11 protein-coding genes are annotated in these 13,639 nt (G+C 37.6%); 3 read left to right on the forward strand and 8 right to left on the reverse strand.

Annotated features, from left to right (window positions below):
• Positions 1-2 precede the first annotated feature (2 nt).
• From ABR854_RS00110 to mnmE, 8 genes are all read right to left on the reverse strand, one after another.
• The gene (locus ABR854_RS00110; protein WP_350263323.1) at positions 3-392 is read right to left on the reverse strand and encodes a nuclear transport factor 2 family protein; all 390 of its coding nucleotides are present in this window, start codon (positions 390-392) and stop codon (positions 3-5) included.
• A 15-nt stretch (positions 393-407) separates the two neighbouring features.
• Positions 408-1,778, reverse strand: a complete 1,371-nt coding sequence (locus tag ABR854_RS00115) for an alkaline phosphatase family protein (RefSeq protein ID WP_350263324.1) — start codon at positions 1,776-1,778, stop codon at positions 408-410.
• A 171-nt stretch (positions 1,779-1,949) separates the two neighbouring features.
• Positions 1,950-3,143 (reverse strand): metabolite traffic protein EboE, encoded by a 1,194-nt coding sequence (gene eboE, locus ABR854_RS00120; RefSeq protein ID WP_350263325.1) that lies wholly within the window; start codon positions 3,141-3,143, stop codon positions 1,950-1,952.
• 106 nt (positions 3,144-3,249) lie between these two features.
• Complete coding sequence (locus ABR854_RS00125) at positions 3,250-4,398, reverse strand: 3-dehydroquinate synthase (protein WP_350263326.1); 1,149 nt, start codon at positions 4,396-4,398, stop codon at positions 3,250-3,252.
• Between the two features lie 204 nt (positions 4,399-4,602).
• Positions 4,603-5,484 carry a UbiA-like protein EboC gene (eboC, locus tag ABR854_RS00130; protein WP_350263327.1) on the reverse strand — a complete coding sequence of 294 codons (882 nt, stop codon included), beginning with the start codon at positions 5,482-5,484 and terminating at the stop codon, positions 4,603-4,605.
• Between the two features lie 177 nt (positions 5,485-5,661).
• Positions 5,662-6,681 carry a TatD family hydrolase gene (locus ABR854_RS00135; RefSeq protein WP_350263328.1) on the reverse strand — a complete coding sequence of 340 codons (1,020 nt, stop codon included), beginning with the start codon at positions 6,679-6,681 and terminating at the stop codon, positions 5,662-5,664.
• A gap of 33 nt (positions 6,682-6,714) precedes the next feature.
• The gene (locus ABR854_RS00140; RefSeq protein WP_350263329.1) at positions 6,715-7,521 is read right to left on the reverse strand and encodes an EboA domain-containing protein; all 807 of its coding nucleotides are present in this window, start codon (positions 7,519-7,521) and stop codon (positions 6,715-6,717) included.
• Positions 7,522-7,597: 76 nt separating this feature from the next.
• A complete protein-coding gene (gene mnmE / locus ABR854_RS00145; protein WP_350263330.1) occupies positions 7,598-8,920 on the reverse strand; it encodes a tRNA uridine-5-carboxymethylaminomethyl(34) synthesis GTPase MnmE in 1,323 nt (440 codons plus the stop codon).
• A gap of 197 nt (positions 8,921-9,117) precedes the next feature.
• Here mnmE and ABR854_RS00150 point away from each other — a divergent pair, with 197 nt between their 5' ends.
• From ABR854_RS00150 to rplD, 3 genes are all read left to right on the forward strand, one after another.
• Positions 9,118-11,829 carry a hypothetical protein gene (locus ABR854_RS00150; protein WP_350263331.1) on the forward strand — a complete coding sequence of 904 codons (2,712 nt, stop codon included), beginning with the start codon at positions 9,118-9,120 and terminating at the stop codon, positions 11,827-11,829.
• Between the two features lie 436 nt (positions 11,830-12,265).
• Entirely contained in the window at positions 12,266-12,886 is a 621-nt protein-coding gene (gene rplC, locus ABR854_RS00155) for a 50S ribosomal protein L3 (RefSeq protein WP_305952754.1), read from the forward strand.
• A gap of 105 nt (positions 12,887-12,991) precedes the next feature.
• Positions 12,992-13,618: a 50S ribosomal protein L4 gene (gene rplD, locus ABR854_RS00160; protein ID WP_350263332.1), complete on the forward strand. Its 627-nt coding sequence runs from the start codon at positions 12,992-12,994 to the stop codon at positions 13,616-13,618.
• Positions 13,619-13,639 lie beyond the last annotated feature (21 nt).

Below are 13,639 nucleotides of genomic sequence, written 5' to 3' on the forward strand. Positions count from 1 at the left end.
GGTTATCTAACAAAATAAACCCTTTTAATCTTATTATTTTCAATCTGATAAATGGCGACGGCTTCAAAAGGCGTGCTTGTACCCGTAATGTATTCTTTATCAATAACGGTATTGCCTTGAATGATGCGATTTTTTATCTCACAATGAAGATTGGGTGTTTTTTGGAAGTAAGAATCATAAGATTTTCGCATTTCATCTTTCCCCTTACTTCGTAAAGTATTCGGAAAGGTATAAATCTCAACATCATCAGCATAAGGTTCTAAAAAAGCCTCAATATCACGTGCATTATAGCCATTTAACTGTTTTTGGGCTAAAATTTCGGGAGTAATTTCTTTTGTTTGGGCAAACGTTAGGTTTGTCAATAGAAATAGAAAGAAAAAAAGTTTTTTCATGAGCATTATTAGGTTTTATTCTTTCCCAAAAATACTATTCCAAATGATATTATAAACATCAGTTGCCAAAATTTCATTAGACGTAGTCTGATTACTAATCAAAACTGGATAATACTCTTTACCAATATCAAGTGTTCCGTGCGAGCCTTTGATGAGCGTAGCATCGAGCGGAATTACATCCATTCGGTATCTGAAACCTAAGAGTTTTCGAGCCAGTTTGTAAGCGGCACGTAGTTTGATGAATGGATTTTTAGGATTCATAAACATTTCAACTGGGTCGTAGCCAGGTTTGTTATGAATATCTACACTACGAGCGAAATCAGGAGCGAGTTTATCATCCAACCAATAATAGTACGTAAACCAGCTATCAGCTTTTGCCATCAAAACTAAATCTCCTGCACGTTCGTGGTTGATTTTATGCTCACTTTTCTCGGCTTCGTCCATTATCAAAGCAATTCCTTCTACCTTAGATAAAATAGCCTTTATTCGCTCTTTTTGAATTAAATCATTGATATAAACATGGGCAATTTGATGGTCGGCGGCGGCAAATGCTTTTGAAGCACCACCATCAAGAAGTTCGTGTCCATTTTCAACTCTTACCGAAATCAAACCATTTTCACGCAAAATACGATTAATGTGAATTGGATTACTTACGTTGTTAATTCCGTATTCGGAAAGCAGAATTACGTTGGCATTTTTTGCTTCGTAATATTCTACTAATTCTTTTACCAAATCATCAATTTCGTTCAAATCTTTGGCAATTTTATTGAAATCAACGCCAAATTTCTGTAAACAATAATCTAAATGTGGTAAATAAATGAGTGTAAGTGTTGGGTCATTTTCTCTGTCAACTTCTAAGGCAGCATCGGCAATCCATTTTGAACAGTCAATGCTGGTATTTGGCCCCCAAAATTTAAACAGAGGAAAAGTACCAAATTTGGCTTGCAGCTTATCTCGCAAATCAGCAGGGTAGGTGTAGCAATCAGGCTCTTTTTTACCATCAGAATGATATTGCGGGCGAGGCGTTGCAGAAAAATCTGCTGATGAATACATATTATACCACCAAAACATCTTTGATGCTGTAAAATTTGGATTTTTACGTTTGGCTGCTTCCCAAATTTTTTCAGCCCGAACGAGTTTATTCGACTGCTTCCAAAATTTCATTTCGTTGGCTTCACGGTCGTACCAGCCATTACCCACGATACCATGTTCATCTGGATTTTTCCCTGTAACATAACAACTTTGTGAAGTTGTCGTTACAGCAGGAAAAGGTGGTTTGATGTGTGTCAGCTTATTTTTATTGATGAATTGCTGAATAAATGGCGTATGCTCACCGATAACACTTGAGCTAAGTCCAACTATATCTATGACTACTGTTTTTTTCATTTTTGAGTATTTCTACATTTTCATTGCCGTCTGCTTTAGCTGACGGTTTGAGAGATATAAATCAAAATTGGCTTTAGCCAAAATTGTAGGTAGTTTTGGCTAAAGCCGATTTGATATTTATTCAATTATTATCCGTCAGCTAAAGCAGACGGCAATGAATTTTCGAAAATATTACAAAAGTCCTTTCACCCAATTTATTTCTCTAATAATCGACTCATTGAGAGGGGCTTGGAACTCGGTAGGTAAAACACCCCAAGTATAAGTTTCGATTTCGAGGTGATTAGTGAAGGGTTTATTTTTATGAACATTTATTGTATCAACAATATCTGATTGTGTAGAACTCAATACACCGTAGTTTTCTAAAAATAATGGGACATGGAAATGCACTCTCCACGAATGAATGTTTTCGTCAAGACCTTCAATTGCTTCAGTCAAATCTGGGAATTTCTGAAAACTTCCATCTTTCCGCTGTGCTACCACTTGGTGCAAATACGTTGGTTCGTTGTATTGAGCAATCACTTTTAGTTTCTCTTCGGCATCGCTCGCAAAATCAACTTTTAGTGCTGAACTAATTTGTATTTTTCCAACTTTCAATCCCTCGATTCCTAACTTATCAATTACAGTTTGCGGTGCTTCAAAACCTACTGCAAAATGGCAAACATCAAAACACAATTGAATATGTGTTTTGATGGCTTCAACTGCTTTTTCGCTGGAAAATCCTTTGCTCACGAGTTGTTCAATTCCGATTGGAAGCAAGTAATTATTATACCAAGCGATATATTCATCAGAGTTTTCGAGAATTCCGTCTGGCTCAGGCTCAATATCAAGATGAAGTGTTTTTCCTGTAGTAGCTTTTATTTCAATGAGTGATTCTACTACTAAAATCATGTTTCTTGTAGCAATTTTAGTCGCTTCCTCTAAAGACTCGGCAGTTTTCCACCAAAAACGGTAGGAGAGAGGCGACGTAGAAATTCCGCCCTCAGTCAAATGATTTGGTAAAAGTTGAGCCAGTAAACCAAAACTTCTGATAGTATAATTAGTGCGTTCAGACGTTGTCCAATCGGGAGCGTGAACTTGGTCTTTTACAACTACATTATGAAAGCCTCCGTATGGAAAACCATTCATCGTAAAAACATAGCAGTCATTTTCTTCGAGCCAGTTTTTGAAAGTATCAAAATTAGATTTTTCCGATAAATCAATGCTCGCTTGATTAGCCAGTCGTAGGCCAATACCCATCTTTTTGTTCGGACAAACGGCCGCTTTTATTTCAGGAATACTGCTTTGAAGTACCGAAAAATGAGCTGCCCATTCTTCGCCAGGGTGAATATTGCTACAATAAGAGAGGTGTCCGTATGGGGTTTGCATTTTGTTAATAATTTTAAGATAACCACAGAGGCACGGATTACACTGATTTTCACGGATGTGTCTCTAAGTAAATCTATGAAATCCGTGCCTCCGTGGTAAATGTATGTTAATCAAGAGTCACTTTCAATTCATCCACTGCCTGTTTCATTAGCTCAAAATCTACTTCGTGGATTTCTCGGCCTTTGCCCAACTTTTCTAAAATCGTGATAGTAAGTTGTCCGCCTAAGTGTTCCCTAAATTCATTTAGCCCTTCCCACAAATTTAATTTGTCGTTCTCACCGAGTCTTTCGTGGTAAAGCTTGAAACCAAGATTTTTGAGCAAATGAATGATTCTGTTTACTTCTTCTTGTGAAATAAGACCTAAAAGTTGCGAATAGATCGAATCAAGAGCAATTCCGATGGCAACCGCTTCACCGTGGCGAATCTCGAAATTGGTCAAATACTCCAATTTATGAGCTGCCCAGTGTCCAAAATCCAGCGGTCGAGCTGAACCCATTTCAAATGGGTCGCCACTCGAAATATGATTAGTATGCAGTGCTGCCGAACGGAAAATTTGTTCGTGCATTACTTCCATATCACGGTTTGCCATTGCATGAGCGTTAGCTTCGAGCCATTCAAAAAATGGTAAATCTTTTATTAAGGCCACTTTTACCGCTTCCGAAATTCCCGATCGCCAATCACGTTCAGAAAGCGAGGTCAAGAAGTCAGAATCATTGAAAACCGCAACGGGTGGAGAAAATGTGCCGAGAAAGTTTTTCTTTCCTAAGAAATTAACTCCATTTTTTACACCAACACCTGAATCATTTTGCGAAAGAACCGTAGTCGGGATTCTGATGTGTTTTACGCCTCGGTGAGCAATCGTTGAGGCATAGCCAACCATGTCCAAAAATGCTCCTCCACCGATGGCTGCCACAAACGAATGGCGGTCGATGCCGTACTTATTGATGGCCAAAAGTGTTTGGTCTAAATACTGCGTGTCGTTTTTTACGATTTCGCCACCTGGCATTACTAAGATTTCATCAACTAAAATAATATTAGGGTGATTTTTGAAGTAAGATTGAATAGAACTTGCCAATGAAGGATGGTTTTCGGCTACTCCTGCATCAATTAAAAACAAAATTTTCTTTTGAAAACGAGTATCACCAAAATTGGTCAGGAAATCACTAAACTTTTGATTATCAGCTGAAAAAAGCCCTTTCGTAAAAACAATATTAAATGAATACGGAACTTGAAAGGCTTGTTGAATAAGGTTCATTATATTGGGTTATAGAATTTACGATTGACGAACGGTTCGCTGTAGCGATTACGATTTACGAATTGTTTTGTCCCGAAATAAATTTAGAAAAAATGTAAACTACAAATTTGGTTTTTATGCTTAACTAAAAATATATTTTCGAAATATGTGAATTTTTGAGAAAATTCGTCATTCAACATTCGTAAATCGTCATTTTACTTCTAATTAAGTTACTGCAAAAACTTTTGCCAACTTCATCGAAATCGGTAATAAAGATAAAACTGCGATAGCAAGAAAAATGTTGCCCGAAACACTCACCCATGCGGCATCCATGACGATGAGCGAAAGTACTCCTGCTTTCACGGCTTTACCGATATTTGGCCCAATTGGATTTGAAATTGCCGTAATTAAAGGTTTGAATATCAAATAAATATGCAAAATTACGAATCCTGATGTAATTAGTAGATTTCCTAAATTAAAAGAGATAAACAACTGAAAAGTGCTGACCAAAACGTATAAAAATGCCGCAAAATATAGTGTGTTCTTATTTCCGCCGTGTACTTCGCCTCTGCTAATCATCGTGATGGCGGCAATGTAGCAAACTGGTAAAAGTCCGAGCCACCACCATTGTGGAATAGCTGCCTCGATGATGCTCATTCCCAAAATCAAATTTCCACCTCGGCAAAGTCCCATATTGATTGGACCCAGAAACGAATGATGTTTGCCATATTTATCATAAATCAAAGCACAAACGGCTACTGATAAGGCAATAAAGCTACTTGCTAAACTATTAGCCAGTGCTGCAAAGACGCCTAATAATAATAACAAAACGCCGATAATGATTGCATTATTTTTGCTTACCTTTCCACTCGGAATAACTCTCTCTGGACGCTCGATTTTATCCAGTTCTAAATCAAAAATATCATTAAAGACAATGCCTCCACCGTACAAACCAATAGTAGAAAGGCACAAAAAGACAACTTTTGTTGGGTTTATCTCTTCAATCGAAAATGAGAAGGTAGCAATAGCAACGCCGGCCAAAATATCAGCAATAGCTGTGATAATATTGGCTGGTCGGGTAAGTTGTATGTAGGCTTTTAGGTTCAAGGTCGTAATTTGATTTTTGATATTCTGTTCAGTGAATAAAGCGAAGGGTCGCACCCTCACTGTTTAAAGGAACAACGGATTTACGTTAAAGTATATTTAGCGACTTAAGCCGCTAAAGTGGAGTAACCTTCAATTGTTCCCTTAGTCGCCCATTTTAATGGGCGAAATATTGAGTAATTAACTAATTATCAACGAGTTTTTATCCACTCTCGGTATTTGGCCACCACGCAAAACCGTATTTCCATTGAATTTGAGGCTTTGGTCAATTATCTGTGGTGTCTCAAAATCAGCTACATTGATTTGTCCGCTTTGGGCAAAAGCATCAATGGCATTTTGGTACGTTACTAAGCGAATATCTTCGTCAGAAATTCCTTTTATTTTCATTAAAGCTGCTGTTTTTGGCACAGCTAAAGGATCGCTGATACCCCAGTCAGCTGCTGAATTGACCATAATTCTTTCTGAACCATAATTTTTTACGATTTCAACCATACGCTCATTACCCATTTTGGTAAATGGATAAATCGTAAATGCTGCCCAAAAACCTTTTTCAAGCACACTTTCTACGGTTTCTTCATTATTATGGTCGATAATTACCATGCTTGGGTCAATGCCGTGTTCGAGAGCAATGGCCATACTCAATTCAGTTCCTTTCTTTTTATCTCGGTGTGGCGTATGAACTTGCACTGGCAAACCCGCCTCTTTTGATAATTCGAGCTGTAAACGATAGTATTTTTCTTCGGCGGCGGTTTGGTCGTCGAAACCAATTTCTCCTACGCCAACTACGCCTTCTTTGTACAAAAACAAAGGTAAAATTTCCATTACTTGCTCTGCTAAAGCCTCATTATTAGCTTCACGAGAGTTTAAGCCAATCGTACAGTAATGCTTGATTCCAAACTGTGATGAACGAAAACGTTCCCAGCCAACCAAACTGCTAAAATAATCTTTGAAAGAAGCCAAACCTGTGCGTGGTTGACCCAGCCAAAAAGCAGGTTCAATAATGGCTACCACACCTGCATCAATCAAAGCAGTGTAATCGTCGGTGGTTCGGGAGGTCATGTGAATATGTGGGTCGAAGAACCTCATGCCTTTTGTATAATCAGCATAATTCGCCTGTACAGTTTTTGATGTTACGAGTTCTTCAGCTGTGCCTTCAAAGTGCGAAGGATTTTGTGATATTTCAGAATGTTTTTGACACATTTTATTGACTCTATTGTTGTTAATACTCCGTTTCTAAACCTCAAGCATTGACCAGCTAAAAGTTTCGTTTTGTAATTCTTGGTGTTTTTTTAGTTCTTCTTTGGCCGCTGAAAAATCAGTTTCGATACAAACCAAAGTCGCCGCTATTTGGTCATTTTGATTTTGAGATACAAATAGGGTACAAATATCTTCAAAAATTGCTTCATTCATAAATTTACTAACCAATCGCCAAGCCTGAGCAGGAATCGTGCGACCAGCAGCCCAACGTTCATGTGCTAAATATGAAATCGAATTAGCCAGTTCTTGATTAGCTCGTTCGTTTAAACCTTGAATTCGGTGAATAGATTTATCATTGAAAATGCACTTTAAAACCAGTTGATTCCAAGCCAGTTCAGAGAAATATTGCATTGGATAGGGGTTTTGAAAGGCAATAGCATCAAAAACTAAACCGATATTTGACCGCACAGCATCAGTAGCACGCAACATCCAATAATCAGAAAATGCCAAAAAGGGTAGGGCAGATATTAAAGCAACTGCTTCATTATTTTCAGCGGTTTCAAATAATGTGTCAAGGGCTTTCGTGTAGGTTTCTTTGTCCGAACCATCAAATTTTGTGAGGAAGTAAACCCGCACTAATCTGTCCAGTGCCCAATTGTTGATGTCAACATTATTGATAGAATCAGCAGATTCAATGGTCGTTTTACTGATAAATCGTGGTGTTGCTACAAAGGCAGTTTGTAAAGACTGTAAACTGCCAGTACTTTTGGCTTCAATCCAACTAATTTCTTTTGGAGAAGCAAATTCTTTTATTTTTTCGAATATCTGTTCAGAAAAACTCATTTGTTTGGTTAGGCAAAATAACGATTAAAATAATCGTAAATATTTACGATGAAAATTTTGTATGCTATGACGCATGTCACTTTCCGATACAAAACTTACTAAAAATATTGGCTAATAAATCATCGGAAGAGATAGCTCCTGTAATCTCACCGAGATGATGCAACGAAAGACGAATATCTTGTGCTAAAAAGTCACCCGTTATGCCTAAATCTAAACCATTCAATACTTCACTCAATGCTTCGTTGGCTTTGACGAGGTGTTCATAGTGGCGTAAATTCGTGAGCATCGTATCGGCTTGCTTTTTTGTTTTTGCTTTTGCTACAATTGCTGCTTTGAGTTCATCAATGCCGATGTTGTTTTTGGCGGATATTGCTAAACTTTCTACATTTTCTGCTTTCTCGACCAAATCAATCTTATTTCTCACTCGAATAATTTTATCCTCATCAAATTCCGAAATAAAATCTTCATTTGAATCTTGACTATCCGAAAGCAAAAGTACAATTTCTGCTCTTCGCATGGCATCTTTCGAGCGTTCGATGCCAATAGATTCTACAACATCTTTTGTTTCTCTGATTCCTGCGGTGTCAATAAATCTGAATTTTATGCCATCAATAAACAATACATCTTCAATCACATCACGAGTTGTACCTGCAATTTCAGTTACAATCGCTTTTTCTTCATTGAGCAAGATATTCAATAACGTCGATTTTCCAGCATTGGGTGGACCGATTATCGCCACAGGAAGACCTTCTTTTATTACATTCCCAGCATCAAAAGAGTCTATTAAATTTTTCAGAAAATTTTGAATTTTCAATATTAAGGATTTTAAATCGTCTCTTTCGGCAAATTCAACGTCTTCTTCGCCAAAATCTAACTCCAATTCAACCAAACTCGCAAAATGAATCAGTTCTTCACGCAATGCCTTCAGTTGGTTTGAGAAACCTCCACGCATCAAGTTCATGGCAGTTTTATGGGCTGCTTCTGAGTCAGCGGCAATTAAATCAGCAACGGCTTCGGCTTGTACTAAATCAAACTGACCATTCAAGAAAGCACGTTGCGTAAATTCTCCTGCTTGTGCCATTCGGCAACCGTTTTGGAGCAGAAGTTTCAGAATATACCTTATTATATAGTCGCTACCGTGGCACGAAATTTCTACGACATCCTCTTTAGTAAAACTTTTGGGAGTTTTAAAAACCGCTACCAAAACCTCATCGACAATTACGCCGCCATCTCGAATCGTACCGAAATGTATCGTATGCGAATCTACTTTTGTGAGGTCTTTACCCTTGAAAATTTTATTGACAATCTCAAATGTACGCTCGCCCGAAACACGAATAACGCCAATCGCTCCGATACCCTGTGGGGTTGATAACGCACAAATTGTTTCTAATTGAATCATTTATTGTAGTAAAAGAAATCTTTTCTAATCTTTGATTAATCAATCTTACAAATCCTGTAAATCTTTTAATCGTGGTTTTAATTGCTTATTTTTGCAAATCTACCAACTAAAATCCTAAAATCAGTAATTGTGACTAAACAGTCGATAATTTATTTGAAACGATCGACTTTCGGCTCTGTACTTTCGACCTCTGAAATATGTTAAAAGCAAAAACTCTGTGGTATCTCAACGCAATCTTATTGGTGGTTGCTTTATTTATTGCCTATCAAATTTGGTTCGCTCCACGTAAAGATGCATGGAATTTTGTGCCAGACAGTGCTTTTTTGGTTGTCGAAAGTTCCGAAATCCAACAATCCCTTTATTCCAAAACTGACCCAACTCAGCTTGCCGATATTCCTTTTTTTTATGATGCTTTGGCTCAACTAAAAAAGATAGGCGAAAATATTGATAACCAAGAAATTGCTAAAAAGTTCTTTGAAAAGAAACTTATCACTTATTCGCTTCACCGAGAAAACAAGAAAAATCTTGAATACATTATCTATATTCCAGCGGGTACTTTTGGCGATGAATCTTTCTTGAATAATCTTTTAGTACCAGATGCTACCAAACGAAAAGTTTACGGACGCAATTATAAAGGTCTGCGTATCAACGAATTATATGATATAAATAGCCGTTCACTATTCAATTTTTTTGTGCATGATGATTTTTTGATTTGTAGCGGTTCGAAAGTACTACTCGAAGAAGTAGCTAATCGAATAAAGTCAGGTGTATCAATCGAGCGAGTACCATTCAAAGAATCTCGAAAAGGAACTGCCCATATTTATTTCAAAAGCAAGAGTTTGCAAGATGTGGCTGATATTCTTCCGTCGCAATTATCGCCTAATCTGATTGAGTTTTTCGGAAATATCACGCCACGCAATCCTGATATTGTTTTCGAGAAACAAAAACTGCCTAATATTATTTCGGCCTACATTTACTCAAAAGGTACAAATGCCATTCCTTTTTTGGGGATTTTTGCCCGTCAAAAACCACAGCCATTTGCATGTACGGGACTAATTCCCGAAAATACCGCTATCACCATTCGTCTGAGTTTCAAGAATAAGCTTTTGTTAGCACAAGAGTTTAATACTTACATGAAAAACCAAGAACCAGAACTCATGGCCGAAAAAGATAGTGTGAATCGCTTGCTGAATTCCAATCTTAATAGCTTGTATTCGATTCTGAAAGATGAAGTTGTTATGTGTGAAATGGAAACCTCGTCAGACGAACCATCGAAGAAAATCCTACTCATCAAAACCGAAGATTCGGCCGAAGCTCTTAATTTATTTGATGATTTTGCTACTGATGCCGAGAAAATCTCCAGCTATTTCAAATCTCAGCCTTTTACGTACCTCAATAACTACGTAAGAAAAATTGATGTAAGCCAATTGCCCGCCATGTTGTTTGGTTCGGTTTTTAAAGGTTTTTCTGACTGCTACTACACTCAAAAAGATGATTATATCATTCTGGCAAGCGATGACGATGCTATGCGAGAATATCTCAATAACCTCAACACAGGTCAAACTTGGGCAAAATCAAGTATTTACAGAGATTTTATTGCCAAACTTAGTCCACAGTCACAAGTAACAGCTATCATTAGCCCGCAGAGAGTATGGAATAATATTTATTATTCGTTACCCAAAAAATGGCAAGCCTCAACACTCAAACATGAAGTCAGAGTGAAAGATTTACGCTTCATGGCCATCGAAAACTTTGTGATTAATAGTACGTTTGGTACAAAGTTTCTGATAGAAAAAGTCCCACAGACTCAAAAAGCGGCTGTTGTCAATAAATTGTTTTTGCAAGACAGTTTGGTTATCAATAGTCCATTGGCTGGTGTTCCTACAATAATAAAGAATCCAGTCAATGCTGCGGATGAAATTATTGTTCAGCAGGCCGATAGTCAACTGAAATTATTATCAAATACTGCCAAAGAAATCAATGCTATTCCGTTGGGTCAGGCAATAAACACAAATTATTTATTGCCAACCGATTATTTTCAAGATGGACTTTTGCATTATCTGACCACCACCCCAAGCGATTTAGTGGTTTTGAGTCGAGATAATACAAAAGGGATTGTAGCCAGTTCGCCCGAATTATCGCTTGATGGTGGAGTGAAAGCCTTAGCCACCAACGAAACTAAAATCTATGTTGTTGATGCTTCGGGGGCGATATATATAATTAATGAAGAAACGCAAAAAGTTAGCAAGATTAAAACACCTACTCAACTCGGCAGCATAGTTCAGATTCAGCCAGTTAAGTATAAAAACAATGCTTATTTGGCGGTCCTTCAAAAAGATGGCACACTCAATGTATTTTACGAACAAGGTCCAAATCTGAGTGGTTTTCCTAAAGTACCGCTCACGGCCCGACCAATCGGAATGATTGTAGAAGAAGATAATAATAAAAACTCTGTAATTACTTTGCTTTCTGAAATCGGAGAAATCAAGAAAGTAGATATGCTTGGCAATAGCATAATCGACGCCAATATTCAGTTGGAGCGTCCAGATAAAGGAACTGTATTTGAATTATTGTTTGACCAAAACCGCAAAGATTGGTTAGTGGTGCGTCGTACACCAACTTCGATGGTAATTTTCAATAAACAAGGAGCATCGGTGATAAAAATCGAAAGCACAAACTTCATGAAATCTCAATTGAAGTATTTTGATTTAGGAAATGACCTCCGTGTGATTTCAATTTTTGACGGTAAAAACAATACCTTTTTCGACCTAAAAGGAAAAACAATCGGCGATAAACCCTTACCTGCCAGTGCATTACCCGCACTTTCGTATGCCGAAGCCTACAATAAATTATACATATATAACCCAAATAAAACCAAATTTGAGGTTTGGACGGTGAAGTTGAAATAAATACAAAATATTTCTTTATAAAAGTTGTATCTAAAAAATAAAACTTCTACCTTTGCACTCTCATTAAGAAACGGAGTATTCTTCTCTGGTCAAATGAAGTCTCAGCTCATGCGGGAAACCAGTTTGACTATTGACCTGTTGAGTCACAGAGCTTGTCTCTAACACTCATTTGAAACGGTCTCCGAAAGCTTTTGAACATTTACAGGAATCATTGCAAGGTAACAAGGAATTGTCCTGCACCTATTTGGTCCTTACCCATGCGGTTTGCAATGCAAAGTTTAAGTTGGCAGTGGCCAACCTCTGAAAAAAGTAAATAAATTATTGGCTTTAACTTGTAATCGTGCATTATTTTCACGAATTTTGCACCCCAGTTTACGTTGAACTGGCGAAAAGATGAAAGTTTAGGTTAAATTAGCAAAATAAAGCGTAAAATACCATGTCTGGAATTATTGGAAAGAAGGTTGGAATGACAACTATCTTCAACGCAGAAGGTCAAGCAGTACCATGTACTTTGATTGAAGCAGGCCCATGCGTTGTTACTCAAGTTCGTACGGAAGATAAAGATGGCTACACAGCTATTCAGTTAGGTTACGGCGAAAAGAAAGAAAAAAATACAAGCCGCTCGCTTGTAGGTCATTTTAAGAAAGCAGGTACAACACCTAAGCGTAAATTAGTAGAATTCAAAGAATTCGAAAAAGAATATAACCTTGGCGAAACAATTCGTGTAGAAGATGTTTTTGCAGAAGGAGATTTCTTGGACGTGACTGGAAACTCTAAAGGACGTGGTTTTCAAGGGGTTGTTAAGCGTCACGGATTTGCAGGGGTAGGTGGTCAAACACACGGTCAGCACAACAGAGGTCGTCACCCAGGTTCGATTGGTGCTTGTTCGTTCCCATCACGTGTATTCAAAGGTGTTCGTATGGGTGGTCGTATGGGAAATACTCGTACTACAATCCAAAACTTGAAAGTATTAAAAGTACTTACAGAGCAAAACCTTATCGTAGTGAATGGTTCAATCCCAGGAGCGAAAAATTCTTACATTACATTACATAAATAAGATAACCCCCGGCCCTTTAAAGGGGTGTTATAGAAAAAGCTTCCTTAGGGCAGAAGCTATTTAGGTCGAAACTGAACGACATCGAAAAAATACAGTAATAATCAAATGAATTTACCAGTATTAAGCAAAGACGGAAAAGACACAGGTCGTGTAGCTACATTAGCTGACGGTGTTTTCGGAATTGAGCCAAACCAACACGTAGTTTACTTAGATGTAAAACATTATTTGGCTAACCAACGTCAAGGAACGCACAAAGCGAAGCAAAGAGCTGAAATCGCTCGTTCTACTAAGAAAATCGTTCGTCAAAAAGGTTCAGGAGGTGCTCGTCACGGTTCTACCAAATCTCCAACTTTCGTAGGTGGTGGTCGTGTATTCGGACCAGTTCCACGTGATTACGATTTCAAACTCAACAAAAAAATCAAAGTGTTGGCTCGTAAGTCAGTACTTTCTTCAAGAGCAGCAGAAAGCAATATTTCAATCATTGAAAACTTTACTTTCGAAGCACCAAAGACAAAATCATATTTGTCATTCCTCAACGCACTTTCTTTAACTGGCACTAAAACCTTGTTTATCATAGGTGATTATGACAGTAATGTATATTTGTCAGCACGTAACATTCCTAAAACTAAGGTAATAAGTGTTGATGAAGTAAGTACTTACGATTTAATTAACGCTGACAAAGTTTTAATTAGCGAAGGTGCATTGTCGAAAATTGAAACAATATTGAATTAAGACTTATAGTTGCATTGCAGC

The sequence above is a fragment of the Emticicia sp. W12TSBA100-4 genome (assembly GCF_040253585.1).
Lineage (GTDB): Bacteria > Bacteroidota > Bacteroidia > Cytophagales > Spirosomataceae > Emticicia.

Excerpts from the sequence above, each read along its gene's own strand:
- ABR854_RS00135 (WP_350263328.1), bottom strand. The coding sequence starts at position 6,681 with ATGTGTCAAAAACATTCTGAAATATCACAAAATCCTTCGCACTTTGAA.
- mnmE (WP_350263330.1), bottom strand. The coding sequence starts at position 8,920 with ATGATTCAATTAGAAACAATTTGTGCGTTATCAACCCCACAGGGTATC.
- ABR854_RS00115 (WP_350263324.1), bottom strand. The coding sequence starts at position 1,778 with ATGAAAAAAACAGTAGTCATAGATATAGTTGGACTTAGCTCAAGTGTT.
- ABR854_RS00140 (WP_350263329.1), bottom strand. The coding sequence starts at position 7,521 with ATGAGTTTTTCTGAACAGATATTCGAAAAAATAAAAGAATTTGCTTCT.
- eboE (WP_350263325.1), bottom strand. The coding sequence starts at position 3,143 with ATGCAAACCCCATACGGACACCTCTCTTATTGTAGCAATATTCACCCT.
- rplC (WP_305952754.1), top strand. The coding sequence starts at position 12,266 with ATGTCTGGAATTATTGGAAAGAAGGTTGGAATGACAACTATCTTCAAC.
- ABR854_RS00150 (WP_350263331.1), top strand. The coding sequence starts at position 9,118 with ATGTTAAAAGCAAAAACTCTGTGGTATCTCAACGCAATCTTATTGGTG.
- ABR854_RS00110 (WP_350263323.1), bottom strand. The coding sequence starts at position 392 with ATGAAAAAACTTTTTTTCTTTCTATTTCTATTGACAAACCTAACGTTT.
- rplD (WP_350263332.1), top strand. The coding sequence starts at position 12,992 with ATGAATTTACCAGTATTAAGCAAAGACGGAAAAGACACAGGTCGTGTA.
- ABR854_RS00125 (WP_350263326.1), bottom strand. The coding sequence starts at position 4,398 with ATGAACCTTATTCAACAAGCCTTTCAAGTTCCGTATTCATTTAATATT.